Annotated in this window: 19 protein-coding genes; 4 read left to right on the top strand and 15 right to left on the bottom strand. The window is 64.2% G+C overall.

The features are described from left to right. Positions 1-303: 303 nt before the first annotated feature. The 3 genes from FDY95_RS02560 to FDY95_RS02550 form a co-directional block, all read right to left on the bottom strand. Complete coding sequence (locus FDY95_RS02560) at positions 304-1,164, bottom strand: dienelactone hydrolase family protein (protein WP_138075141.1); 861 nt, start codon at positions 1,162-1,164, stop codon at positions 304-306. A gap of 139 nt (positions 1,165-1,303) precedes the next feature. Beyond that, entirely contained in the window at positions 1,304-2,662 is a 1,359-nt protein-coding gene (locus tag FDY95_RS02555; protein ID WP_138075140.1) for an ABC1 kinase family protein, read from the bottom strand. Beyond that, complete coding sequence (locus FDY95_RS02550) at positions 2,659-3,300, bottom strand: TetR family transcriptional regulator C-terminal domain-containing protein (protein ID WP_138075139.1); 642 nt, start codon at positions 3,298-3,300, stop codon at positions 2,659-2,661. Before FDY95_RS02550 ends, FDY95_RS02555 begins: the two co-directional genes overlap by 4 nt. A gap of 150 nt (positions 3,301-3,450) precedes the next feature. On the opposite strand from FDY95_RS02550, the gene FDY95_RS02545 reads away from it, so the two are divergent. Further along, positions 3,451-4,557, top strand: a complete 1,107-nt coding sequence (locus FDY95_RS02545; protein WP_138075138.1) for an OmpA family protein — start codon at positions 3,451-3,453, stop codon at positions 4,555-4,557. Positions 4,558-4,636: 79 nt separating this feature from the next. On the opposite strand, the gene FDY95_RS02540 is transcribed toward FDY95_RS02545, so the two are convergent. Continuing rightward, entirely contained in the window at positions 4,637-5,959 is a 1,323-nt protein-coding gene (locus FDY95_RS02540; RefSeq protein ID WP_138075137.1) for a cryptochrome/photolyase family protein, read from the bottom strand. Between the two features lie 95 nt (positions 5,960-6,054). Continuing rightward, positions 6,055-6,768 (bottom strand): SDR family NAD(P)-dependent oxidoreductase, encoded by a 714-nt coding sequence (locus FDY95_RS02535; protein WP_138075136.1) that lies wholly within the window; start codon positions 6,766-6,768, stop codon positions 6,055-6,057. 302 nt (positions 6,769-7,070) lie between these two features. Here FDY95_RS02535 and FDY95_RS02530 point away from each other — a divergent pair, with 302 nt between their 5' ends. Beyond that, positions 7,071-10,517: a pyruvate carboxylase gene (locus FDY95_RS02530; protein WP_138075135.1), complete on the top strand. Its 3,447-nt coding sequence runs from the start codon at positions 7,071-7,073 to the stop codon at positions 10,515-10,517. A 115-nt stretch (positions 10,518-10,632) separates the two neighbouring features. Beyond that, on the top strand, positions 10,633-11,379 hold the full coding sequence (locus FDY95_RS02525; RefSeq protein ID WP_138075134.1) for a hypothetical protein: 747 nt from the start codon (positions 10,633-10,635) through the stop codon (positions 11,377-11,379). Between the two features lie 66 nt (positions 11,380-11,445). Here FDY95_RS02525 and FDY95_RS02520 read toward each other — a convergent pair whose 3' ends face one another. The 3 genes from FDY95_RS02520 to FDY95_RS02510 form a co-directional block, all read right to left on the bottom strand. Further along, positions 11,446-11,910: an META domain-containing protein gene (locus tag FDY95_RS02520; RefSeq protein ID WP_138075133.1), complete on the bottom strand. Its 465-nt coding sequence runs from the start codon at positions 11,908-11,910 to the stop codon at positions 11,446-11,448. Positions 11,911-12,100: 190 nt separating this feature from the next. After that, positions 12,101-12,433 (bottom strand): hypothetical protein, encoded by a 333-nt coding sequence (locus tag FDY95_RS02515; protein WP_138075132.1) that lies wholly within the window; start codon positions 12,431-12,433, stop codon positions 12,101-12,103. Positions 12,434-12,544: 111 nt separating this feature from the next. Continuing rightward, positions 12,545-13,360: a transporter gene (locus FDY95_RS02510; protein WP_138075131.1), complete on the bottom strand. Its 816-nt coding sequence runs from the start codon at positions 13,358-13,360 to the stop codon at positions 12,545-12,547. 185 nt (positions 13,361-13,545) lie between these two features. Here FDY95_RS02510 and FDY95_RS02505 point away from each other — a divergent pair, with 185 nt between their 5' ends. Then, the gene (locus tag FDY95_RS02505) at positions 13,546-14,466 is read left to right on the top strand and encodes a DUF3078 domain-containing protein (RefSeq protein WP_138075130.1); all 921 of its coding nucleotides are present in this window, start codon (positions 13,546-13,548) and stop codon (positions 14,464-14,466) included. Positions 14,467-14,505: 39 nt separating this feature from the next. On the opposite strand, the gene FDY95_RS02500 is transcribed toward FDY95_RS02505, so the two are convergent. The 7 genes from FDY95_RS02500 to FDY95_RS02470 form a co-directional block, all read right to left on the bottom strand. After that, complete coding sequence (locus FDY95_RS02500; RefSeq protein WP_138075129.1) at positions 14,506-14,718, bottom strand: hypothetical protein; 213 nt, start codon at positions 14,716-14,718, stop codon at positions 14,506-14,508. A 209-nt stretch (positions 14,719-14,927) separates the two neighbouring features. Further along, positions 14,928-15,797 (bottom strand): hypothetical protein, encoded by an 870-nt coding sequence (locus FDY95_RS02495; RefSeq protein ID WP_138075128.1) that lies wholly within the window; start codon positions 15,795-15,797, stop codon positions 14,928-14,930. A 238-nt stretch (positions 15,798-16,035) separates the two neighbouring features. Then, complete coding sequence (locus FDY95_RS02490) at positions 16,036-19,173, bottom strand: efflux RND transporter permease subunit (protein ID WP_138075127.1); 3,138 nt, start codon at positions 19,171-19,173, stop codon at positions 16,036-16,038. 262 nt (positions 19,174-19,435) lie between these two features. Further along, positions 19,436-20,020 (bottom strand): ion channel, encoded by a 585-nt coding sequence (locus FDY95_RS02485; protein ID WP_138075126.1) that lies wholly within the window; start codon positions 20,018-20,020, stop codon positions 19,436-19,438. 89 nt (positions 20,021-20,109) lie between these two features. Then, entirely contained in the window at positions 20,110-23,274 is a 3,165-nt protein-coding gene (locus FDY95_RS02480; protein ID WP_138075125.1) for an efflux RND transporter permease subunit, read from the bottom strand. A gap of 165 nt (positions 23,275-23,439) precedes the next feature. Further along, positions 23,440-24,546, bottom strand: coding sequence for an efflux RND transporter periplasmic adaptor subunit (locus FDY95_RS02475; RefSeq protein WP_138075124.1), 1,107 nt, complete (start codon positions 24,544-24,546; stop codon positions 23,440-23,442). A gap of 211 nt (positions 24,547-24,757) precedes the next feature. Continuing rightward, positions 24,758-26,062 carry a TolC family protein gene (locus tag FDY95_RS02470; protein ID WP_138075123.1) on the bottom strand — a complete coding sequence of 435 codons (1,305 nt, stop codon included), beginning with the start codon at positions 26,060-26,062 and terminating at the stop codon, positions 24,758-24,760. Positions 26,063-26,140: the final 78 nt, after the last annotated feature.

Here is a 26,140-nt window from a genome sequence, read left to right as displayed (position 1 = left end):
AATGCGAGAAAATGAAATGGAAAAATCTTGATTTAAGTCACCACGGGCCTGACAGCCAGCGGCGACACGACTAGCGGCAATAGTCTGAGCGAATGTAATAGGAGTAAGCAGGGAAACAACCGGCCAAATCAGGGATTTTAGCCCAATGACGGCGGCGGTATACCAGTCCCCCCTCATCAGTCGGCCCGGACGGGCACGAAGTCGACCAAGCTGATCCTGCGGTGTGCTATGGAATAAGCAGCATGCAAAAGCCGCCGACACCCGAGGGCGCCGGCGGCTTGTAACGGCCTCTGAAACCGGGGATTATGCCTTCAGCTTGAACTTTTTCAGCAGGTAGTTCAGGGCAATGGTATTGGCCTGAGTGGCCGCCTTGGCGTCGTATTTGGGGTTCGAGGGGTTGGCAAAGGCGTGCACGGCGTCGAAGTTATGCACCGTGAGCTGCTTGCTGGCCTTCTTCATATCGGCCTGAAACTGCTTCACCACGGCCGGGCTGATGCCCTGATCCTGGGTGGCAAATAGCCCCAGCACGTCGGTGTTGAGGGTTTTGAGCTTGGCCACGTCCTTTTCCGGCATACCGTAGTACATCACGCAGCCCACCGCCTGCTTGCCGGCCAGCAGCGCCGCCTGCAACGACCAGCCCCCGCCGAAGCACCAGCCCAGCGTGGCTACCTGCGCTTTGGCCCCGGCGCGGGTAAGGGCGCCGCGCAGGATGTTTTTGGCGCGGTTGTTATCCACGGCCTGCACCAAGCGGCTGGCTTCGTCGGCGGTGGTGGCCAGCTTGCCGTCGTAGAGGTCCACGGCCAGCACCGTCACGCCGGGCAGCGAAGCGGCCAGCCGGTCGGCCTCGCGCTTGATGTAGTCGTTCAGGCCCCACCACTCATGGATGACCAGCAGGTACTTGCCGTCCTTAGTGCCCGGGCCTACCTGATAGGCGTGAGCCGTGCTGCTGTCGGGCGTGGGATAGGTGACGAGCTTGCCGGCTTCCTGGTAATCCAGCGGCAGGGGCGAGTCGTGCCCGCTCATGAATGCGGGGTCGGCGGCCAGGCTGGCAAAGGCCACCAAGGCGTCAGGGGCGGGTTTGGCGCAGCAGGAGGGCGCGGCCTTCTGGGCGAAGGCGGCCGTGGAGGCCAGCAAGGCCAGCAATGAAAAAAAGAAATGCTTCATGGAATAAGAAGGCTGAGAAGTGGGCTTGGTGCCTTGAATCGAAATCCGGGGCAATAGGTTGCGGCGCCGGGCCCTGAGGCCACCCACGGCGTCACTGCTGAACTTAAAACCGAACAGCGGAGCCCGCCTTCGGTCAGGACTATTCCGCCGTGTCGCTGGCGTCACCCGTGCGCACGCGGGCTTTCAGTTCCGTCAGCAGCGCGTACAGGCCCACGTAGGTGCGGTTCAGGTAGATGAAGTGCTCCGAGCCGCGCGGCTCCCGCTGCTGGCGCAGCTCGGGCTGCTGCATCAGGTCGTCGCCGAGGGCGTAGAGGGCCTGCATAAAGCCCGGGTCGCCGAAGTCAAAGGTAGGCTGGCGGAACGGGCGGCCCACCAGCGCCAGCGAGTCGTGCAGGGTGCGCAGGTAGAGCTGGCGCAGGGCGGGCGCATCGTGGGGGCGCAGCACACCGGCTTCCTCCAGCAGGGCCGCGAGGCGGCTTTCGTCCTCCAGGGTTTCGGGGGCGAGCAGGGCGGTGAACAGGCGGTGTACTTCGGCTGGAATTTCCTTGACGCAGCCGAAATCGAGCACGCCCACGGTGCCGCCCGCGTCGGCGCGCAGCAGGAAGTTGCCCGGGTGCGGATCGGCGTGCACCTGCCGCAGCGTGTGCAGCTGGTGCATGTAGAAGTCCCAGAGCGCCTGCCCGAGCTGGTTGCGCACCTGCTGGCTGGGCTCGGTGGCCAGAAACTCGCGCAGGTGCTGGCCGCCGAGCCAGTCCATCGTCAGGATGCGGGCGCCCGACAGCTCCGGGTAGTACCGGGGAAACTCCAGGTGGAGCAGGTGGGCGCACTGGGCGGCAATGTGCTGGCCGCGGCGCAGCTCCAGGGCGTAGTCGGTTTCCTCCATGAGCCGCGTTTCCACCTCCTGCAGGTAAGGCCGCACGGTGGCTTCGTCCAGGCCCAGCACGCGCAGAGCAATGGGTTTCACCAGCCGGATGTCGGAGCGGATGCTGTCGGCCACGCCCGGGTACTGCACCTTCACGGCCAGGGCGCGGCCATCCTTGCGGGCAAAATGCACCTGCCCGATGCTGGCCGCCTGCCGGGCCTGGGGCTCGAAGGCGTCGAACAGCTCGTAGGGCGACTGACCGAACGCGTCGCGGAAGGCCTTGACCACCAGTGGGCCCGACAGCGGCGGCGTCTGGTACTGGGCCTGGGCAAACTGCTCGGCGTAGGCCGCCGGCAGAATGTTCTTTTCCATGGCCAGCATCTGCGCCACCTTCAGCACCGAGCCTTTCATCTCGCTCAGAGCGCCGTACAGCTCCGCCGCGTTGGCCGCGTGCAGGTCTTCGGGGCTGACTTCGGCCCCGGCGGCCCGCTTGGCGTAGTGCTTCACGTAGTTGGCGCCCACCTTCAGGCCGGTCTTGGCGAAGCGCGCCGCCCGGGCCACTTTGGTGGTCGGCAGCGAGGCCTGGGGCTGGTTTTCGGGTTCCGACGGCGCCGGGCTCGGGGTTGGCTCGCTCATCCGCGCCGGGCCGATTGGATGAGGAAGCGCGCCAAATCCAGGGCTGAGTCGAAGGTGTTGCGGCCCACCAGGTCGAAGCTCAGCGTCACGGCTTTTTCCACGGCCGCGTCGGTGCGCTCGAAGTTCAGCGACTCGTCTTTGGCGAAGAAGCCGAGCACGAACAGCACCTGCTGCCAGAAGGCGCGCGGGTACTGCTCCTGCACCAGCGGGCGGCTGGCCACTTCCTCGCTCAGCCGGCCTTCGCGCAGCAAGTCGGCCACGAAAGTTTCAAAGTCCTGGCGGAAGTCGTCGAGCACCCGGGGCGTGAAGCCGGGCACCGACGGCATCGAGCGGTGCAGGGACTGCAGCGCGTAGCTGCGGTTTTGCTTCAGGATTTCGAGCAGCGTGAAGTAAAACGCCAGTAGCTTTTCGCGGGCCCCGTACTCGGCCCACACCGGCTCCTGCGCGGCCCGGTTGCGGGCGTCGCGCCCGAAATCCGCCCACAGCTCCCGGTCGATGGCCGCGAAGGTGGGGTAGAAGCGGTAAAACTCAGTTTCGGGCAAGTCCAGCTGCTGCGTGAGCTGGTACACCGAGGCCGGCGGCTGGTTGTGCCGGAGCACGTAGTCGAGGTAAGCCTGCTTGATGCGGTCCTTTTCCATAGCGGAACAATAACCGCCTGATTGGCCGAATAGTTGGGAGAAATCAAAGTCATTAACAGTAATGTATTTAAATAATATTTTATTGAACATAGTTGTTGTTATGTGCAACAATACTATTTTTGGATAAGCGTATTTTATGTCATTTGTCTAATGATACATGCCCATACCCTGCGTCCACTGCTTTGCTGGGGTGGCCTGCTGCTCACTGCATCGGCGGTGCAGGCTCAAAACGTCAATAGCTCCATAGCCGGCAGTGTGCAGTCGGCTGATCATCAGGTGCTAAGCAAAGCCCTGGTAACGGTAGTACACGTGCCATCCGGGGCCAAAAAAGCCACTACCACCGATGGCAGCGGGCAATTTGCGCTCAGCGGGCTGACCGTCGGCGGACCTTACGTGGTGCAGGTCACCCAGCCCGGCTTTCAGTCGCGCATGGCCGACAACGTGTTTCTGACCACTGATAAGCCGACCAGGCTTTCCTTCACCCTGAGCCGGCCGGGCACCCGGCCCACCGTGGCCGCCGCCCCGCCCACCTACATCAAGCAGGTGCCGCGCCCGGACGAAACATCGGCGCCCACCACCGCTGCACCCCCCGCAACGTCCCCCAATCCTGCTACCATCACCGCTTCGGCGGCTGCTCCTGCCCCCGCCGCTGCCAACGAGCCGCCGCGCACCTACCGCTACAAGCCGCAGTACGCCTATACGCCGCGCAAACCCGCGCCCGTGGTTAAGCCCGTCACCAGCGGCCACTACGACGCCAAAACCGGCAACTACATCTACGAAACCGGCACCCCCGTCACCCTGAAGCTGGCCGGCGGCAGCCAGCTGACCGGGGTGGGGCAGATGTCGACCGAAAGCCTGCTCCACCGCTTCCTCACCGACCCGGCCGCGCAGGTCGATACGGTGGACCTGACCAAGGGCTGGCTGAACTTCGACCGGGTGTTTTTCGAGCCCGGCAAAGCCACCCTCACGCCCGACTCCAAGGTGCAGCTCGGCCACATTGCCCAGATCATGCGCGCCTACCCCAAGGTGCGCATCAAAATCGGGGGCTACACCGACAGCACCGGCACCTACAAGGTAAACCGCCTGCTCAGCGAAGCCCGCGCCCAGGCCGCCTGGGCCGTGCTGGTCGAAATGGGCGTGGGTGCCAGCCGCATGGATGCTCGCGGCTACGGCCCGCGCTACGCCATTGCGCAGAATACCAGTGAGGAAGGCCGGGCCATGAACCGCCGCCTGAGCATTAAGGTGCTGCAGAAGTAACCACTGGCATCGACTTTAAAATCCCGGGCCCAACTACCATTTGGCAGTTGGGCCCGGGATTTTTGGCTAAGGCAGCACCTCAGCCGCCAGCCGCGGTCTGGTAAGCCGCCCGGTAGGTATCAATGGCCCGCTGCCGGGCCCATTTGTGCTCCACCATGGGCGCGGGGTAGGCGGGCGTGCCGAGTTCGGGCACCCAGCGGCGTACATACTCATGCGTGGGGTCGAATTTCTGCAGCTGCGAGTCGGGGCTGAACACCCGAAACCAGGGCGCGGCCACCACGCCGGTGCCGGCCACCCACTGCCAGTTGCCCACGTTCAGGGCCAGGTCGTAGTCGAGTAGCTTGTCGCCGAAGTACCGCTCGCCCCAGCGCCAGTCGATGAGCAGGTGCTTGACCAGGAAGCTGGCCGCCGCAATGCGCGCCCGGTTGGGCAGGTAGCCGGTCTGGTTCAGCTCCCGCATGCCCGCATCGATGAGAGGGTAGCCGGTCTGGCCCTCGCACCAGCGTTGAAAGTCCGCCTCGGCGTGGCGAAACGGCACCCCGCGTAGCCGCGGCTCGAAGCTCTGCTCGGGCAGCTGCGGGTAGTGCCAGAGCAGCATCATGAAATAGTCGCGCCAGATCAGCTCGGCCAGCAGCTTGGGGTTCAGCTCCTGCGCCTGCCGCATCAGCTCCCGCACGCTCAGTGTGCCGAAGCGCAAGTGCACCGAGCGCCGCGTGCTGCTGTCGACGAGGTGCAGCTGGTCGCGGGTGGCGTGGTAGTGGCGCACCAGCTGCTCGGCCGGCAGCTCCGCGGCGGGTACGAACTGCTCGTACCGCTCAAAACCCATCGAGGGCAGCGTCGGCCGCGGCGGGGCGGTGGGCAGGAAGTGCAGTCGGCCGCCCAACAACTCGGCGGAAGGGTATGGCTGCAGCATCTCGGGGCGCAGGGCCGCCAGCCAGGCGTCGCGGTAGGGGCCGAAGCTGCGGTGCGGGGTGCCGCTCTTGGTCAGCACCTCGCGCCGGTGAAAAATCACCTGGTCTTTCCGGGCCTCGAAGCCGATGCCGCGCTGCCGGCACAGCTGCGCCACGGCGGCGTCGCGGGCGGTGGCGTAGGGCTCGTAATCGGCGTTGGTATACACCGCCGCCACGTCCAGCTGCTCGAACAGCTGCCGAAAAACCTCTGCCGGCCGGCCGTAGTAGGCCAAAAACGTGCCCCCGGCCGTGGCGGTCTGCTCCGCCAGCCGCTCCACCTGATCATGAATGAACGTGACGCGCGCATCCCGGGGGCGCGGAACGTGGTCGAGAATGTCGGTGTCGTAAATGAAAAGGGGCACGACGGGCAGGCCACTCTGCAGGGCGGCCGTCAGGCCCGCGTTGTCGTGCAGGCGCAGGTCGCGCCGGTGCCAGAACAGGGCTATGGGCATAGATCAGGATAGGAGTTTAGGAGTTAAGAACGGTGGGAGTTTGTGAGTTGTCGGAGCAATAACTCCCGAACTCTTACCCTCCCAACGTCTTGCCCCTATTTCAGGGTGGAGTAACCTCCATCGACCCGGATAATCTGCCCGGTGATGAAGCTGGCCGCGTCGGAGAGCAGAAAGGCAGCGGTTTCAGCTAGATCTTGTGGCTGGCCCACGCGCTGCAGCGGGTGCCGTTTGGCGCCGGCTTCCTGCTTTTCGGGCGTGTTGAGCAGCGCGGCGGCCAGGGGCGTATCGGTGAGCGAAGGCGCCAGGGCATTGACGCGCACCCCGCTGCTGGCGTACTCGGCGGCCAGGGAGCGAGTCAGGCCTTCGAGGGCGGCCTTGGCGGCGGCAATGCTGGCGTGAAAAGGCATGCCGTTGTAGGCCGCCACCGTGCTAAACAGCACAACGGAAGCCCCACCGGCCTTTTTCAGCCGCTTGATGACGGCCTGCAGCACCTGCACCGCACCCACCACGTTCAGCTCGAAATCCTGCCGGAACTGCTCCGGCCCCAGCCGCTCAAACGGCCGCAGCAAGATGGAGCCCGGGCAGTACACCACCCCGTGCAGCACGTCGGGCAGCGCGTCCAGCGCCGCCGCGTCGAACTGCGTTACGTCCAGCGCTAGGTGCTGGGTAGCCAGCGCAGCCAGCTCGGCCGATTGGTGACGCGAAGCCGTAATCAGGGTGGCGCCGGCGGCGTGCAGCCGTTGGGCGGTGGCCAGGCCGATGCCCGACGAGGCACCGACGATGAGAATGGTTTTGCCGGTGAAATCCATGTGGTGGGAGTGGTTGCGGAACGAGGCATGAACCCGGCCGGAGCCCGAAGGTTTGCCCGAAAGCCGCCCCAGGGCAGAAATCGGCGGTAACGCTCAGACAGCAGCTGCGGGCAACCGGTCAGACGTAGAAATATCCCGGTCTAACTAACTATCTTTTAGTCAAGAACCTCTTGCTGGAGGAGTATAAATTAACGGCGCAAAAATACTCGGCATGCCGACTATATCTCCGGCGAAAGCAGTGGCTTTTGCGTAGCTTCGGCGCATCCCCTCCCCACGTTCCCCAACCCCACAACCTCACTTTCATGAACATCCGCAAGCTGCTCGTCGCCAACCGCGGCGAAATTGCGATTCGCGTGCTGCGCGCGGCCACCGAGCTGGGCATCCAGACGGTGGCCATGTACACCTACGAGGACCGCTACTCGCTGCACCGCTACAAAGCTGATGAGGCGTACCAGATCGGCCGCGACGAGGACCCGCTCAAGCCCTACCTCGACATCGAGGAAATTCTGCGGGTGGCCAAGGCCAACGGCGTCGACGCGATTCACCCCGGCTACGGCTTCCTCTCCGAAAACGCCACGTTTGCCCGGCGCTGCGGCGAGGAGGGCATCACCTTCGTGGGTCCCCGCCCGGAGGTGATGGAAGCCCTCGGCGACAAAGTGAAGGCCAAGGAAGTGGCTGTGCGCTGCCAGGTGCCCATCATCGAAAGCAGCCAGCAGGACCTGACCTCATTTGAAATAGCCCGGCAGGAAGCGCAGCGCATTGGCTACCCGGTGATGCTGAAGGCGGCCTCGGGCGGCGGCGGGCGCGGCATGCGCGTCATCCGCGACGACGAGCAGCTGGAAAAAGGCTTTTTCGAGGCCCGCAACGAAGCCCTCAAAGCTTTCGGCGACGACACGGTGTTTCTGGAGAAGTTCGTGGAGCGGCCCAAGCACATCGAGGTGCAGCTGGTGGCCGACAACCACGGCAACATCATGCATCTCTACGAGCGGGACTGCTCGGTGCAGCGCCGCTACCAGAAAGTGGTGGAAGTGGCCCCGTCGCTGAACCTGCCCGACCACATGCGCCACCTGTTGTATGAGTACTCGCTGCGCCTGGGCCGGGCGGTGGGCTACAACAACGTGGGCACCGTCGAATTCCTCGTCAACCCCGAGCTGGACCGCATCTACTTCATCGAGGTGAATCCGCGCATTCAGGTGGAGCACACGGTGACGGAGATGATTACCGGCATCGACCTGATCAAAACCCAGCTGCACATTGCCGACGGCCGCCACCTTTCGGACCCCGAAATCGGCCTGGGCGGCGACAAGCCGCTGAAAATCGGCTACGCCATTCAGTGCCGCATCACCACCGAAGACCCCGAAAACGACTTCAAGCCCGATTACGGCACCATCGTGGCCTACCGCTCGGCGGGCGGCTTCGGCATCCGCCTCGACCAGGGCTCGGTGTATCAGGGCGTGAAAATTTCTCCCTTCTTCGACTCCCTATTAGTGAAGGTGTCGGCCCACGCGCCCACGCTGGAGGGCGCGGCGCAGAAGATGCAGCGGACCCTGGACGAGTTCCGGGTGCGCGGGGTGCGCACCAACATCCAGTTTTTGCAGAACATCATTCAGCACCCGGTCTTCGTGAGCGGGCAGGCCAACGTGGACTTCATCAAAGACCACGCGGAGCTGTTCAAGTTCAAAGTCCGGCTCGACCGCGGCACCCGCCTGCTGGAGTTTTTGGGGGACCTGATTGTGAACGGCAACCCGGACGTGAAGGGCCACGTCGACCCCAAGAAGGAGCTGCCCAAGCCCCACCTGCCGTACAGCGAACCGGGCCTGGCGGTGCCGCCCGGCAGCAAGCAGAAGCTCACGGAGCTCGGCCCCGAGGGCTTTGCCCAGTGGCTGCGCGAGGACCCGCTGATTCATTACACCGACACCACTTACCGCGACGCGCACCAGAGCCTGCTGGCCACCCGCATGCGCTCCTTCGACATGCTGAAGGTGGCCGACCGCTACGCCCGGCGCCACCCGCAGACTTTCTCGATGGAAGTGTGGGGCGGCGCCACCTTCGACGTGGCCCTGCGCTTTTTGCACGAAGACCCCTGGGACCGGCTGGCCAAACTGCGCGAGGCCGTGCCCAACATCCTGCTGCAGATGCTCATCCGCGGGGCCAACGGCGTGGGCTACAAGGCCTATCCCGACAACCTGACGGAACGCTTCGTGCAGCAGGCCTGGGAAACGGGCGTCGACGTGTTCCGCATCTTCGACTCGCTGAACTGGATGAAGGGCATGGAGGCCTGCATCGGCTTCGTGCGCAACAAAACCCAGGGCCTCGCGGAAGCGGCCATCTGCTACACCGGCGACATTCTGGACCCCAAGCGCAACCAGAAATACAACCTCGACTACTACCTGCGCCTCGCGAAGCAAATCGAGGACGCGGGTGCCCATATCCTCTGCATCAAGGACATGGCCGGGCTGCTCAAGCCCTACGCGGCCACCGAACTGGTGATGGCCCTGCGCGCCACGGTGAAGCTGCCCATTCACCTGCACACCCACGACACCTCGTCGTTGCAGGCCGCCACCTACCTGAAGGCCGTGGAAGCGGGCGTCGACGTTATCGACGTGGCGCTGGGCTCCTTGTCGGGCCTGACCTCGCAGCCCAACTTCAACTCGGTGGTGGAAATGCTGCGTGGCACGCCCCGGCACCGCGAGTTCGACCAGCTGAGCCTGAACGAGTTCAGCAACTACTTCGAAACGGTCCGCGACTATTACTACCCCTTCGAGTCGGGGCTGAAGGCGGGCACCTCGGAGGTGTTCCAGCACGAAATTCCCGGCGGGCAGTACTCCAACCTGCGCCCCCAAGCCGCCGCGCTGGGCCTCCTGGACAAGTTCGAGCTGATTAAGAAGACCTTCGCCGAGGTCAACCAGCTGTTCGGCGACATCGTGAAGGTGACGCCGTCCTCGAAAGTGGTCGGCGACATGGCCCTGTTTCTGGTGTCGAACAACCTCACGACCGAGGACGTGCTGACCAAGGGGGACGGCATCGACTTCCCGGAGTCGGTGCGCGAGCTGTTCCGCGGCGACATCGGGCAGCCCGAGGGCGGCTGGCCAAAGAAGCTGCAGAAGCTGATTCTCAAGGACGAGAAGCCCTTCAAGGACCGTCCCAACGAGCACCTGCAGCCCATCGATTTCGAGCGGGAGTGGCCGAAGTTTCAGGAGAAATTCGGCCCGGGCGCGCGCTTTACCGATCTATTGTCCTGGCTGCTGTACCCCAAGGTGTTCGAGCAGTACTGGTCGCACCTGCAGCAGTACGGCGACGTGTCGGTGGTGCCCACGCGGGTGTTCTTCTACGGGCTGCGACCTGGCGAGGAAACCATCATCGACATTGCCCGCGGCAAGAGCATCATCGTGCGCCTGCAGTCCATCGGTCAGGTCAACGACGACGGCTGCCGCACCATCTTCTTCACCCTGAACGGGCAGACGCGCAACCTGGAAATCCGCGACAAGTCGGTGGAAGTCAAGACCGTGTCGAACCCCAAGGCCGACAAGAGCAAGACCGGACAGATCGGGGCGCCGCTGCAGGGGCTGCTCTCGAAGGTGCTGGTGGCAAACGGGCAGAAGGTCAAGCGCAACACCCCGCTATTCATCATCGAGGCCATGAAGATGGAAACCACCATCACCGCCCCGGCCGACGCGTTGGTGCAGGCCGTGAACCTGAGCGAAGGCACCCTGGTAAATGCCGACGACCTGGTGCTGACGCTTAACTAAAGCGGCGCAGCGGGTAGCACCGGCCGGTCAGCGCGGACTCGTTCCGGCCGACCGGCCGGTGCTTTTTGGCAGAATATTGGCTAAGTTGCGTCGGTTTATCCTTTCTCTACAGTCGATGAATACCACGTTTCAGCCTCGTCTGAGCCAACTCCTGCTGCTGGGTTTCGCCCTGGGTGTCACGCCCGCCGTAGCCCAGCAAACCACGAACGGCGCCGCTCAGCCCGCCAATTACAACAAGACCAACATCGCGCCCGGGGAATTCCAGGCCTACAACACCTTCGACCACCGCTACGAGGGCCTCGTAGGCACGCCCTACCTGAGCAAAGGCTGGTCGATGGCCAAGGTAACGCTGGCCGACAAGCGCGAGCTGGCCGGCGCCCCCGCGCGCTACGACGTGTACCGCCGGGTGCTGGTGGTGCAGCCCTACGCCAACAAAAAGGACTCGGTGTGGCTCGATGCCAACCGCATGAAGGAATTCAGCCTGCTGCCCGTGTTGCCCGGTCAGGCCGAGCGCCGCTTTCTGCCCTTTGCCGAGGCGCCCGACGCGGAAAAGCGCACCGCCTTCGTGGAAGTGCTGTACCAGGGCGCCAGCGGCTACGCGCTGCTCAAGCTGCCCCGCAAGCTGATGGTGAAGGCCAACTACCAGGGCGGCTACGCCGCCGACCGCCGCTTCGACGAGCTGGTGGACCGTACCGAATACTACCTGCGCCGCCCCGACGGCTCGGTCGTGGAAGTGAAGCTCAACCAGAAATCCATTGCCGGCGCCGCCCCGGCCCTGGCCGCCCTGGGCCAGACCAAGCGCACGGTGAAAACCGAGCAGGACGCGGTGGAGCTGCTGCGCGCGGCCGACCCGGCGAAATAACCCGCTGCTGACGACAAGCAATTGACGGCAAGGCCGCCGCTCCGATGTGGGCGGCGGCCTTCGTCGTTAGCGGGTGTACACGGCTTCGAGCCGCAGCAGGGGCGCGGTTTCGGCGGGCGGCCCGGCGTAGAGCCGCAGCGTGTCGCCGACGATGCGGAAGTAGCTGATCTGGCCGAGGGCGCCCATAAAGCGCGTTTCGGTGTCGAGGGCGGGGCAGGCCATTTTGGTGGACAGCAGCTTGCTGAAGCGCACCTGCTCGGGCGTAGGCTGCTCGTAGGTGCCCGAAAACCGGTTGCAGCCGGCGTTGCCCTGCACGCGGGTGTCCTCGGTGCGCAGCAGCAAATCAGCTTCGCGGCCCTCGGCGGGCACGGTTACGGCCTCGGAGCCGAGCTGGCGGAGCACCCAGCGGGTATTGCGCAGGGGCGCGGGCGGGGTGGTGGGGGAGGCGCCGGTCTGGGCGGCGGGCCCGGCCGTCTGGCAGGCGGAAAGCAGCAGGCCGGCGGCCAGAAGGCGGAAATAAGCAGGAATCATAGCAGGACGAGCAGGAGTGGGTGCGTCAATCGGCTTTCCTTAACGCGGCGGAGCTGGCGGAGTTGGGCGCCCCGCAGCAAGTAACTGGGCTTGATCGGCTTATTTGCTGGGGCGGCCGCCAATGCCAGCGCCCCCGCCGCCCGCTCGAAGAGGGGCCGCGGGGGCGCGGATGCGGAAATGCGCGGGACGGTTAGTAGCTACCCGAGGCTAGGGGCTGCATGCGTTGGGCGCGGGAACGGTTAGCGGGGCTGATGGCCTGTTGCCGCTCCAGCTGCTGGAGTTGGACATTCTGGGCGTTGTAGCGCGTCACCAGCTGGTCGTAGGCCTGCAGCAGGTTCTGCAGCTGCGTTTTCAGCTCGGTCAGCTCCGAGGCCTGGGCGTAGCGCGGGTCCATGGGCTCCGGGTCGCCAAAGCCGGTGACGGATGTGTTGGGGCGTTCCGCGGGCGTCTGGGCGTGGGCGGAAGCGTAACCGAGCAGGAGCAGGGCGAAGAGCAGCAGGAAGCGGAAGAGCGTGGACGGCATTTTGTGTTGGATGGAGCGTGGTTTGAATGTGACAAAACTAGGTCGTCTGCATTCTGCTCACAATCACACGAACATGTGAGCCGCGCAACCAGCCGCGCCCGCCTGTGCTACCTAATGCGGCAGCCGCACGCTCAGCCCGCCGCTGACCACGGCCCCGCGCTGGCCCGTAAAGGCCTGACCCGCACCGATATCGAGGCGCAGACCGGGCAGGGGGCGCCAGTTCAGGCCCACGGTGCCGCCATTGGTAAAGCTCTGCCGGCCAAAACCGTAGGCTTCGGTGAAGAAGCCAAACTTACCCACCAGCGGCCCGTTCAGCGCCAGCGTGTAGAGAAACTGCCCCTGCTTGGTATCGGCCGCCCGAAAACCGCTCTGGCTGAAGCCCAGGTTGGTTTCAATGCCGAAGCGCTGCCCGATCTGCTGCGACACCAGGGCCCGGGCCGAGGCCAGCGGCTTGGCCAGGTGCAGGGTCTGGTCGCCGGTTTTGGGCAGCGTCAGCTCGGTGAGGAATACCACCTGCGAGCGGGCGTCCTGGTTGGTGGAAGCCAGCCACTTGGCGCCCACGGTGAGCGGGGCGAGGCCAGCCGCCACCACGGCGGCATCGGAGCCGAGCACGCGCGGGCCGGCGTGCTGGTAGCCCTGGGTGAGGCGCAGCTCCATGTGATTGAAGAAGCCCACGCGTAGCAGCCCCGTGGAGAGGGTGCGGGCCTGGCCGCCGGCCGGCAGCTGCCGCTGCGTGCCCAGCTCCACCTGAAACTGGCCAGGGCGCAGCATGCTGGTCGTCACGGTCTGGCCGGGTCGGTCGGGCCGGATGTTGCGCACAAAGGGCGCGTCTTCGTTGTACGTCGGGTCGATGGCGGGGGACTGGGCCAGGGTGCGGCCGGTGGCAGCCGCAAATAGGGCGCCGGTCAGCAGGATGGTCGTACGCATATCCTATCGACACGCATGAGCCTGTTTGTCGTTCAATAATTGTCTGCCGGGAAGGAATAACTTTAAAATCAAGTCAATCAGTTGGATTTAAATTGTTCTTTTCAAAGAATATGAAATAAAATACAACCTTGGCTGCCCGATTTCGTCAGCCGTCCGCAACGACACCTCCCGTACTTTTTTGCGCTATGAAGCACTTTTACCTCCTGCTGGGGCTGACGCTGAGTTGTTCGGCGGCCCGCGCCCAGAGCCCCGCCGCGGCGGCCGATTCCATTTCGCTCTGGAAAACCAAGTTCAAGGGCGCGCTGAATATCAGCGAAGCCCTGCTGTCGGACAACTGGAAGGGTGGGGGCGTGAGCTTCCTGGGCCTGAACGGGCTGCTGAACGCGCAGGCCAACTACCGCCGCGACCGGTACAGCTGGGACAACCAGGCCGACCTGCTCTTCGCCTTTGCCCAGAACAAGGGCCAGGGCTACCGCAAAAACCAGGACCGCCTGTTCCTCGACACCAAGTACGGCTACGGCATCAGCGGCGACTGGGACATGTTTCTCTCCCTGAACCTGCTCTCGCAGTTTGCCCGCGGCTACGAGTACGGCAAGGACGCCAACGGCAACGAGCAGGCGCGGCTGGTGTCGTCGTGGTTTGCGCCGGCCTTCCTCACGGCCGCCTACGGCTTCGAGTACCACCCGGCTACCTTCTTCAAGCTGCGCCTCTCGCCCTTCGCGCCGCGCTTCACCTTCGTCAACCGGCCGGAGCGCTTTCTGACTTCCGTGGGCGCCGAGCCCTACGGCGTGCGGCCTCCGCGCGAGGTGCGCCGCGAGTGGCTGGCCGCGCAGGTGCTGGCCGAGTTCGACAAGGACATCATGCAGAACGTGAACCTGAAGGCGCGCTACCTGCTATTTGCCAACTACCAGGAACTGCGCTGGCGCAGCATCGACCACCGCCTGGAACTGGCCGTAACGGCCAAGGTCAACCGCTACATCAACGTGGCCGTGACCGGTATCGGCCTCTACGACCGGGACCAGGACGCGCACGTGCAGGCCAGCCAGGCGTTGTCGCTGGGCTTCCTCTACACCTTCCAGAACTACGAAGACAAAAAGCAGCCGTAAGCAACGGCCCGCTCAGGGGCCACTGCTTCCGGGCGGGCGCTACTCCATCGAGTGCGTTTCCGTCTTGGTGGCGAAGCGCCGCAGGATGAACTCGGCGTCTTCGGCAATGCCGTTGCGCAGCCGCAGCACGGCGGCGTCTTCCCAGTTGCGCAGCTGCATGGGGTCGTGGCGGCGGTTGTGCAGGCGGTCGGGGTGGGTGCTCAGCCACTGGGCCACATAGGCGCGGGCCTGCTGGTCGTTCATCGATTCCATGGGTATTGGGAGTTTGGAGTTGCCGATGGATATAAGATACAACCGCTTGGTTCCGAAACGGATGAGTCGGGTGCTGATAATTGTCAGCACCGCATGACCGTCCGGCCAGCAAGCCGCCGACGCCGCCGGCTATGACCGGTCACAAAGCGGCCCGTAACAACGCAGGTTGCTACGGGCCGCTTTGTTACGGATCCGGTGACCTACCGGGCTTAGCGGCGGCGCTGGTTGCCCAGGTCGGGCGTGTCGCTCCAGCCGCGGCGGCTGTCCCGGCCGCGCCGCTCAGCCTGGTCGCGCGGCGCATTACGGTTGTCCTCGGGGCGGCGGAAGGCACTGTTGCGACTGTTCGGGTCGTAGAGGCTGCTGCTGTAGTCGTCGCCGTAGCCGTAGTCCGAGCGGGCGCCGTCGCGGTTGCTACCGTCGTAGCGGCGGCGCTGTTCGGGGCGGTCCGGAGTGCGGCGGTCCGGAGTGCGGCGGTAATCCTGGCGCGATTCTTCGTCGCGGGGCTCGGGGCGGCTGGCGAAGTTGTCGCGGTAGCTTTCGGAGGAATGGCTGGGGCGCTGGTCGAAGTCGCGGCGCGAGGGCAAGTTGCGGGCGTCGTCGTAGCCCCGGCGGCCCGAATTGTCCCGGGCGTGGCGGGAGGTGTCGCGGTCATCGGTGCGCCGGTCGCTGAGGTAGCCGGAGGTGCCTTCGGGGTGGTAGCCCCGGCTGTCGGCGTCGCGGCTCGGGCGGCGGCTGTCATCGTCTGGGCGGCGGGTGTAGTCGGCGCGGCCGGCTTCCGGGCGGCCGGCCCCGTAGCCGCGGCCCCGGTCGGAACCGGCGTAGTCGCCGTAGTGGCTGAAGCCGCGGCGGCGGTCGTCGTCTTCCTGGTGGCGGCGGCGGTCATCGGCTTCGTGAGGCTGGTCCCAGCGGCTGCGGAAGCGGCCCTGCTCGTCGCGGGGCTCTTCGCGCCAATAGTCGTGGCGGCGCGGCTCGTAGTTGTCGCCGAACCGGTCGTGGGGGCGGCGCTCATCGTGGCGGTTATGCTGGTTGCGGCTCCGGTCGTCGAATTCGTCCGGGCGGCGGTTTGGGTGCTGGTTCATGGTGCGGATAGGGTTTGATTGTCAGCTTGTTTACCCCGGAAGCCGGGCGCGGGTTGCAGGTCGCGAATCCTGGCAATGGGGGCGGGCAATTCAAGCAAAAAGCCCCTGGCCAGTGGTCAGGGGCTTTCGGAAACTCGTTCGGAACGGTGGAAAAAGGAACGAGCAAGGCGGAAAAACCGGTGCCGCGCCTGCGCCCGAACCGGCGCGACAGGCGGGGCCGGAGAACTTTCCGGGCTGCCTACGCCGTGGCCAGCTGCCGCTCGGCCGGGGCGGCGGGCGCATCCTGGTGCAGGGAGGCGTAGGCCCAGCGGAACACCAGCGGGAATACCAGCAGCGTCAGCACCGTGGCCGACACCAGCCCGCCAATCACCACGATGGCCAGCGGCTTTTGCGTTTCGGAGCCGATGCCGGTGCTCAGCGCGGCCGGAAACAGGCCAATCATGGCCATCAGGGCGGTCATCACCACCGGGCGCACGCGGGAGGCCACGCCCAGGCGCAAGGATTCGTCGAGCGTGAGCTTTTGGCGCAGGTTCTGCTTGAACACGGTGATGAGAATCACCCCGTTCTGAATGCAGATGCCGAAGAGGGCGATAAAGCCGATGCCGGCCGAGATGCTGAAGTTGGTGTGCGTCAGGTGCAGGGCCGCGATGCCGCCGATGAGGGCGAAGGGCACGTTGACCAGCACCAAGCCGGCGTCCTTGGCGTTGCCAAAGGTGATGAAGAGCAGGATGAAGATGATAACCAGCGACACCGGCACCACCTGGGTGAGACGCTTGGTGGCGCGCACCTGGTTTTCAAACTCCCCGGCCCAGGCAATGCTGTAGCCCTTGGGCAGGTGAATCTGCTTGTCGACCTTCTTCTGCGCCTCGGCGATGGTGGAGCCCATGTCCCGGTCGCGGATGCTGAATTTGACGGCAATGAAGCGCTGCCCGTTGTCGTGGTACACGAAGGCCGGGCCGGTGATGGTGCGTACGTCGGCAATTTCCTTGAGGGCTACTTTGCCGCCGTGGATGGTGGGAACCCGCAGTTCCCGAATCTGCTCCTCAGTCGAGCGGTACTGCTCGGGGTAGCGGATGCGCACGTCGAACTTCCGCTCGCCCTCGAAGAGCTGGGTGGCTGCTTTGCCGCCGATGGCCATTTCCACCACCGTCTGCGCGTCGGCGGTGCGCACGCCGTAGACGGCCATGCGGCCTTCATCGAGCAGCACGCTCATTTCGGGCTGGCCCAGGTTGCGCATGATGCCCAGGTCCTTCACGCCGCGCACGCCCTTGAGGATGGCGGCCACCGAGTCAGCTTTCTGGTCGATGGTTTCCAGGTCGTTGCCGAAGATTTTGACGGCCAGCGAGGCGTTGATGCCGGCCACGGCCTCGGCCACGTTGTCGATGATGGGCTGGGAGTAGTTATAGATGACGCCGGGGTACTGGCGCAGCTTCTGGTCCATCTGGTCGATGAGCTGCTCCTTGGAAATCTTGCGCGTCCATTCCTCTTTGGGCTTCAGGTTTACCTGGCACTGCACGTAGTACATGCCCGAGGGGTCGGTGCCGTCGTTGGAGCGGCCGGTCTGGCTCAGCACCCCGTTGACTTCGGGGAAGGAGCCCAGAATCTTGCGAAACTCGGCCACTTTCCGGGTCGTCTCGGTGAGGGACGACGACATGGGCAGCTTGGCTTCCACCCACAGGGCGCCCTCGTTCAGCTCGGGCAGAAACTCCGAGCCCAGGAACTTAAACGAGTACAGGGCCACGGCCATGATGGCAAAGCTCACCAGCAGACTCAGGCGGCGGTGGGCGTAGGTGAAGGCAAAGCCGCGGGTGACGATGCGGTCGAAGAAGTTGACGATGGGGTTGTTCTTTTCCCGCACGTTCCGGTTGAGCAGGATGGAGGCCATGACCGGCACGAAGGTCAGGGTCAGGATGAGGGCGCCGAGCAGGGCAAAGCCCAGGGTCCAGGCCAGGGGGCTGAACATCTTGCCTTCCACCTTCTCGAAGGCGAAAATGGGCAGCAGGCAGGTCAGGATGATGAGCTTGGAGAAGAAGATGGCCTTGCCCAACTCCTTGCCAGTCTTCTTGATGAGGCCCAGCTTCGCCAGCTTGTTGTAGGTGGGCATGCCCACCTGATGGGCCTTGTGGTCGAGCACCACGAACAGACCCTCCACCATCACCACGGCCCCGTCGATGATGATGCCGAAGTCGATGGCGCCCATGCTCAGCAGGTTGGCCGACATGCCTTTCAGCCGCAGGCAGATGAAGGCAAAGAGCAACGAGAGCGGGATGATGATGCTCACGATGAGCGTGGTGCGCCAGTCGGCCATGAACAGGAACACGATGAGCGTGACCAGCAGAATGCCCTCCACCAGGTTGTGAATCACGGTGTGGGTGCAGAATTCCATGAGCCGGTCCCGGTCGTAGAAGGTCACCAGCTTCACGTCGGCGGGCAGCACCTTGGTGTTTAGCTCCTCGATTTTGGCCTTGACGCGCCCCAGCACCTCGGCCGGGTTTTCGCCCTTGCGCATAATCACGATACCCTCCACCACGTCGTCGTTGCCGTCGAGGCCGGCCTGGCCCACGCGCGGGGCGTGGCTTTCGGCCACCCGGGCCACGTTGCGCACCAGAATGGGCGTGTTGTTGACCTCGTCGACGATGATGTTGCCGATGTCGTCGGGCTTGTTGAGCAGGCCGATGCCGCGCACCACGTAGGCCTGCCCGTTCTTCTCAATCACGTCGCCGCCCACGTTGAGGTTGCTTTTCTGCACGGCCTCATACACGTCGGCGGGGGTGAGGTTATACTTCTGCAGCTGGGCCGGGTCGACGCTGATTTCGTAGATTTTCTTGGTGCCGCCGAAGGCTGCAATGTCGGCCACGCCCGGCACCGATTTCAGGGCCCGCTCCACCGTCCAGTCCTGGATGGCCAGCAAATCGTTGGTGTTGCGGCCGGCCTTGCTCTGCACGGTGTAGCGGAAAATCTCGCCGGTGGGGCCGTAGGGCGGCTGCACGTGGTTTTCGCAGCCCTCGGGGAAGTTCACGCCGGCCAGCAGGTTGTTGACCTGCTGCCGGGCGAAGAAGTCCTCCACGTCGTCGTCGAAGTTGATTTTGATGACCGACAGCCCGAACATGCTGATGGAGCGCATGTTGGACTTCTTCTGCACCGAGTTCATGGCCACCTCGATGGGCACCGACACGAACCGCTCCACTTCCTGCGCCGAGCGGCCCGGCCACTGGCTCACGATGATAATCTGGGTGTTGGTGACGTCGGGAAACGCCTCGATGGGCGTGTGCAGGTAGCTGAAGATGCCGCCGGCCACCAGCAGGGCCGTGAGGAAGAACACGAAGAAGCGGTTCTTCAGCGAAAAGGAAATGATGCCCTGAATGAATTTATTCATCGGGATGCGCCGGCATGAGCCGGTCGGGAAAAGAGGTGGTGAGGAAAAACGCTGAAGGCAGGAGCACTAAACGCCACGAAGCCGCCCGCCCAAATCGGGCAGGCGGCAGCGGAGGCGAACGGGCTGGTTTAGGAGGCGGGGAGGCGGGGCATAGGGTAGAAGATGGTGAGGCTGGGATGTAGGCGGAATGAAGGCCTGGTTTGGCAGAAAACCCGCCGTGAAACACGACGGGCTTTTCTCTCACCAAACCTTGAAAGGGTAATCAGAAGAACTGTCCGGCCGGGCCGACCGCGGCCCGTTGCTGCCGCCCGCGCCGGTACGCCGCGCGGAACAGGTGGCGCAGGTGGGCCAGGTTGGCCACCACCAGCACCGTGGTGGCATAGCCGATGAGCATTTCGCTGGTCACGTAGCACTGCCCGAGCAGGGTGGTGGGGTACACCTCGTTGCTGCCGGCGGTGGTGAAGGTGCCCGCGCTCAGGTAGAAGAAAGTGAGCAGCTGGCCCAGCGGGTCCCGCTCGCCGAAGGGCAGCCGGAATGCCCCGGGGTAGATGCGGTGCAGGCAGTAGTAATCGAGGGCGTAGGAGGTGATGATGAGCAGCACCGTCAGGGCCATGAAGGTGGTCAGGTGGTGCAGGTGCTCGGTCGAATCCACCGTGCGCCGGATCCAGCCCAGCACGGCCCGGCCGCAGTACCACAGCTTGCCGGCCGTGACGAGCAGCAGGAGCCCCGCCACCAGCCCCGGCCGGGCCAGCGTGTACCAGTCGAGCACGAAGAGCACCGCGCCCAGCCCGATAAGGCCGGCAAAGAGCAGCAGCGCGTGTAGCACGGAAGCGGGAAGGCGAAGCATGGCGGAAGTGGGGAACAGGGGAGTGGGGGCGTCGGCCAACCGGCCGCCGGGCTGCCGCGGCAGGCCCGGGCAACCGGGGCGGCGGGCCGTTAGTGCACGAGCACGGCTTCGGTTTCGGGGTGCAGCTCGGCGTCGGTGTGCGGGCCGTACTTACTGTGCTCGGCGCGGTAGGCGCGCTCGAAAATCAAGGGGAAGATGAACAGCGTCAGGATGGTGCCGGTGATGAGGCCGCCGATAACCACGATGGCCAGGGGCTTGGAGGTTTCGGAGCCGATGCCGGTGCTGATGGCGGCCGGCATCAGGCCGATGGTGGCCATCAGGGCGGTCATCACCACCGGGCGCACCCGGCTGGTCACCCCGTCGTAGATGCTCCGGTCGAGGCTCATCTTGCGCAGCATGTTCTGCTTGAACACCGAGATGAGAATCACCCCGTTCTGAATGCAGATACCGAACAGCGCGATGAAGCCGATACCGGCCGAAATCGAGAAGTTGGTGTGCGTGATGAGCAGCGCGGCCACGCCGCCGATGATGGCGAAGGGCACGTTCAGCAGCACCAGCCCGGCGTCCTTGAGGTTGCCGAAGAGGATGAAGAGGATGAAGAAGATCAGCCCGAGCGAGATGGGCACTACCTGGGTGAGGCGCTGGGTGGCGCGGCGCTGGTTTTCGAAGTCACCGGTCCACTTCATGGTGTAGCCCTTGGGCAGGTGCACGGCCTGCTCCACCTTCTTCTGAGCTTCCTCGATGGTCGAGCCCATGTCGCGGCCCCGAATCGAGAATTTCACGGCGGCGAAGCGCTTGTTGTCGTCGCGGTAGATGAGGGAGGGGCCGTTCACGGGGCCGATGGTGGCTATTTCCGAAATCGGGATGGTCTTGCCCGCTTGGGTGGGCACCATCAGCTGGGCAATCTGGGCGGGCGTCGAGCGGTACTGCTGCTCGTAGCGGACGCGGATGGGGAATTTCCGCTCGCCCTCGTAGAGCTGGGTGGCCTGCTTGCCGCCCACGGCCATTTCCAGCACCGCGTTGGCGTCGGCCTTGTCCACGCCGTAGCTGGCCATCTTGTTCTCGTCCAGCTCCACGTGCAGCTCCGGCTGGCCGATGTTGCGCAGCGCGCCCAGGTCGTCGATGCCCTTAATCTTTTTGAGCACGGCGTACACCTCGCGGCCTTTTTCCTCCATCAGCTTGAGGTCGGTGCCGTAGATTTTGACGGCAATGGAGCCTTTCACGCCCGAGGCGGCTTCCTCCACGTTGTCCATGATAGGCTGCGAGAAGTTGAAGTCCACGCCGGGGAAGCGGTTGAGTTTCGCCTTCATGTGCTCGATGAGCTGGGCCCGGTAGGCGGCCGACTTCATCTTGTTCTGCACGTCCTTGGTGTGCTTGATCTGCACCAGGAACTCGTTGTTGTAGAAGCCCGTCGGGTCGGTGCCGTCGTTGGGGCGGCCGGTCTGGCTCACCACGTCCGACACCTCCGGAAAGCTCAGGAACACCCCGCGCATCTCGTTGCAGAGCTTGTTGGACTCGTCCAGCCCGATGCTCAGCGGCAGCTGGGCCCGCACGTAAATCGAGCCTTCGTTCAGCTCCGGCAGGAACTCCGAGCCCAGGAACTTGAAGGCCCCGAGGCCGCCGGCCACCACGATGGTGGCAATGAGCAGGCTGATGCCTTTGCGGGCGTAGGTGAAGCGGAAGAAGCGCTGGGCGCCGCGGTTGATGCCCCGCACGAAGAAGTTATCCTTCTCCCACACGTTCTTCTTGAGCAGGATGGAGGCCAGCACCGGCACCAGCGTCAGCGTGAAAATCAGGGCGCCGAGCAGGGCGAAGCCGAGCGTCCAGGCCAGGGGCGAGAACATCTTGCCCTCCACTTTCTCGAAGGAGAAGATGGGCAGCAAAGCGGTGATGATGATGGCCTTGGAGAAGAAGATGGCCTTGCCCATGTCGCGGCCGGTCTTCTTGATCAGGCCGAGCTTGGCCAGCTTGTTGAACCGCTCCATGCCCTTTTTGTGCGCCTCGTGGTCCAGCGCCACAAAGAGGCCCTCCACCATCACCACCGCGCCGTCGATGATGATACCGAAGTCGATGGCGCCCATGCTCAGCAGGTTCGCGCTCATGCCCTTCAGCCGCAGGCAGATAAAGGCGAAGAGCAAAGCCAGCGGGATAATCACCGACACGATGACGGTGGTGCGCCAGTCGGCCATGAACAGGAACACGATAACCGTGACGAGCACGATGCCTTCGAGCAGGTTGTGAATCACCGTCTCCGTCGAGAAGTCGATGAGCTGCTGCCGGTCGTAGAAGGTCTTGATCTGTACGCCCGGGGGCAGGATCTTCTCGTTCAGCTCCTGCACCTTGTCCTGCAGGCGGGCAATGACCTCCGAGGGGTTTTCCCCCTTGCGCATCACCACGATGCCCTCCACCTTGTCGTCCTCCAGCCCGCGCCCGACTTTACCCAGGCGCGGCAGCGCCGACTCCTGCACCGAAGCCACGTTCTTGATCAGAATCGGGGCCCCGTTCACGTTCTTGATGACCGTGTTGTTGATGTCGTTGATGTTGTTCAGCAGCCCGATGCCGCGCACCACGAAGTTCTGCTGGCCCTCGTTGATGACGTCACCGCCCACGTTGATGTTGCTGCGCTGCACGGCGTTGTACACGTCGAGCGGGGTGATGCCGAAGGTCTGCAGCTTGGTGGGGTCCACGCTGATTTCGTAGTCCTTCACCTCGCCGCCGAAGCTGTTCACATCGGCCACGCCGGGCACGGCTTTCAGGTTGCGCTCAATCACCCAGTCCTGGATGGTTTTCAGCTCGCGCACCGTCTTGCCCTTGCTCTCGATGGTGTAGCGGTAGATTTCGCCCGTCGGGCCGTAGGGCGGCTGCACCTCCGGGTCGATGCCGTCGGGCAAATCCACGTCGGCCAGCAGGTTATTCACCTGCTGCCGGGCGAAGAAATCCTCCACGCCGTCGTCGAAAATCACCTTCACCACCGACAGGCCGAAGAGCGAGGTGCTGCGCACCGAGGTCTTCTTCTGCACCGGGTTCAGCGCAATTTCAATCGGCGCCGTCACGAACTTCTCAATCTCCTCCGCCGAGCGGCCGGGCCACTGGGTGATGATGGTAATTTCGGTGTTGGTGACGTCCGGAAACGCTTCGATGGGCGTATTCCGGTAGCTCACCACCCCGGCCACGATGGCCACCGCCGTCATCAGGAAGACGAACCCGCGGTTTTTAAGCGAAAAGGCAATGATGCCCTGGATGAACTTGTTCATTTTGTTGAGCTGCAAGCTTTAAGCGGCAAGCTTCAAGCAATGAGAATAGGCAAAGGGGGGGCTGGCTGCCAGCAGAGCCGGCAACGGTGAGGCAGTAGGAATTGGCCGGTCAGGCCGCCGCGGCGCAGAAAAACTTGCCGCTTGTAGCCTGAAGCTTGCAGCTCCCTAGTCATTAAGCTCGTCGTACACGAGCAGCTGGTTTTTGGCGATGATGACGTCGCCGTCCTTCAGACCGGAGGCCACGTAGCTCACGTCGCCCACGGTCTTGTCGATTTTCACCTCGCGGGTGTCCACGTGCTTCCGGTCGCGGTAGACCATCACGTAGTTGCGGTCCTTGTCGAAGATGACGGCCTCGGCGGGCACGGCCAGCATCTTGGCGTCCTCGGTGTTGAGCACGTTGATGCGGGCGTACATTTCGGGCTTGAGCAGGTAGCCGGGGTTGGCCAGGCGCACCCGCACTTTCATCACCTTGGCCTGCGGGTCGAGCACGTTGAATACCTTGTCGATGCGGCCCTGGAAGTGCTTGTCGGGGTAGGCCAGCGTGGTCACGTCGGCCTGGTAGCCCTCCTTCACCTTCGAGATGTCCGACTCGAACACGTTGGCCATAATCCACACGTCGTCGAGGTTCGACACGGTGAATAGGTTCTGCACGTTGTCGGCGTTGAACTGCATGTGGTCGGTGGCGTTCTTCTCCGTGATGAAGCCCGAAATTGGGGCCCGCAGGGTGTAGGTGCCGTCGGCCGATACGCCGTAGATGCTCAGCTGCTTGCGCGACTTGCCCACGTTGCTCTGGGCTTTCTGCAGCTCCTTGCGGGCCAGCACCACGTCACGCTCCGAGGCCAGGCCAGATTGGAACTGGTCCTCGGCCACCGCCAGGTTTTTGCGGGCAATGTCGAGGTCGGTGCCGGCGGTGCTGCTCTGGTTCTGCAGGTCCGCTATTTCGCCCGAGCGGATAACGGCCAGCACCTGGCCCTTTTGCACATGGTCGCCCAGCTCCACGTTGAGCTGCTCGACCACGCCGCCCACCAGCGGGAATACCTGTACGGTCTTGTCGCCGTTGGTGGCAATCTGGCCCGACAGGGTCAGCTCGTTGCGCACCGCCTCGGCGTGCACCGTGTCGAGCTTGATTTCCTTCATCATCGTGTCGGACAGGGCGAAGGGCTGGGTTTCTTCGGCGGCCGGGTTGGCGTCGGAATCGGTGCAGCTGCTCAGCAGGCCCGCGGCGGCCAGCGGAAACAGCAGAGCGGTAAGGGAGCGGGAAACGCGAAGCATGGCGGTATTGGTGAGGAGCGCGGCAGGCGCTTGAGGTTGAAAGACGGAAGGTGTTCGGGGTTGGCGGGAGCAAGCGGCTCACCCCAGGTCGTCATGTCGAGCTTGTCGAGACATCTCGCCGGATAGTAAGTCCAATCACTAGGTTACTATCTGAAAGTGAGCACGCGAGATGCCTCGACAAGCTCGACCTGACGTTCTGTAAGATGATGTTCTACTGGGGCGTCAGCACCGGGCGGCCGACGGCGTAGTTGAGCTGCTCGTAGGCGCGGATGCGGTTGTTGCTGCGCTCATTGCGCTGGAGCAGGTTTTCCTTGTAGCTCTCGTAGAAGTCGAGGAATTCCACGATGGTGATGTTGCGCTGGGCGTAGCTGCGCTCGATGCCGTCGATGAGCTTGTCGAAGTCGGCGGTGTTGCGGTCGGTGTTGGCCGAGAGCTGCTCGGCCTGCTGGGCCAGGGTGTAAGCCTGAAACACGTCCTGGCGTACCTGCAGCTGCTGCTGCGAGAGTTGGGCCCGGCTGCCCTCCATCTGCGCCTTGGCCGTGCGGATGTTGCCCTGGTTGCGGTTGAAGATGGGCACCGCAATGCCCAGGGTCAGCGCGTTGTAGTTCTGGATGTAGTTGCCGGCGCGGTCGTACACGTAGCCCACGGCCAGGTCGGGGGTGGCCAGGGCGTGCTGCAGGCGTAGGTTGGCCTGCTGCTGCTGCACCTGGGCCATGCGGGCCTTCACGTCGGCGCGGTAGGTCTGGGCCGAGTCGGCCAGGGCGGTTTCGGCCGGGGCCTGGCCCAGCGAGAGGGCCCGCAGGGCGGCCACCGAGGCCTGGGGAACCAGGTAAGAGCTGGTTTCGTCGCGCAGCAGCACGTGCAGGTCGGCCTGGTCCTGGGCCATGTCGCGCAGCAGGGTCTGCCGCTCGGTTTCCAGGTCGAAGAGGAAGGCTTTCAGGCGCACCACGTCCTTCAGCGCGATGTTGCCCTTCTGCAGCTGCTGCTCGTAGAGGCCGATGGTGCGCCGGAATTCGCTGATCTGCCGGTCGTACACGCTCAGGGAGCGTTGCTTGAAGTACAGGTCGTAGAAGGTGGTGCGCAGCTGAAAGCGCAGCGTACGCAAGAGGTCCTGCAGGTTGTACTGCTCGGCCAGCGCGTTCTGCTGGGCCACGGCCGCGGCGGCTTTGCGGCGGCCCGCAATGGCGAACAGCTGCTGCACCTGCACGATGGTGTTGCCCTGCTTGGTAACGTCGAAATACCGGCGCGTCTGCGGGTTGTAGGTGTTCTGCTCGACGCTGACCGTCGGGTTGTCCCACAGCCGGGCCTGCAGGATCTGCGCCTCGGCGGCCGACACGTTGTAGCGCTGGGCCAGCAGGGCGAAATTGTTGTCGGTAAACTGGCGTTCGGCCTGGCTCAGGTCGAGGCGGAGGGTATCGGCAGCGGTAGCCTGGACGGGCGCTGCGGCGCGGGCGGCGGCAGCCGTCAGCAGCAGGCCGGCGGCCAGGGAAAGAAAGCGAAGAGGGGCGCGGAACATTGTCGTCTGGTGAGTTGACAATGCAAGTGTACCGTGGGGGTATTAGGCGAGAATTAGAGGTGGATTAGAAACAGATTA

The organism is Hymenobacter jeollabukensis (genome assembly GCF_005771675.1).
Lineage (GTDB): Bacteria > Bacteroidota > Bacteroidia > Cytophagales > Hymenobacteraceae > Solirubrum > Solirubrum jeollabukense.
This window is presented reverse-complemented; position numbering and strand designations above follow the sequence as displayed.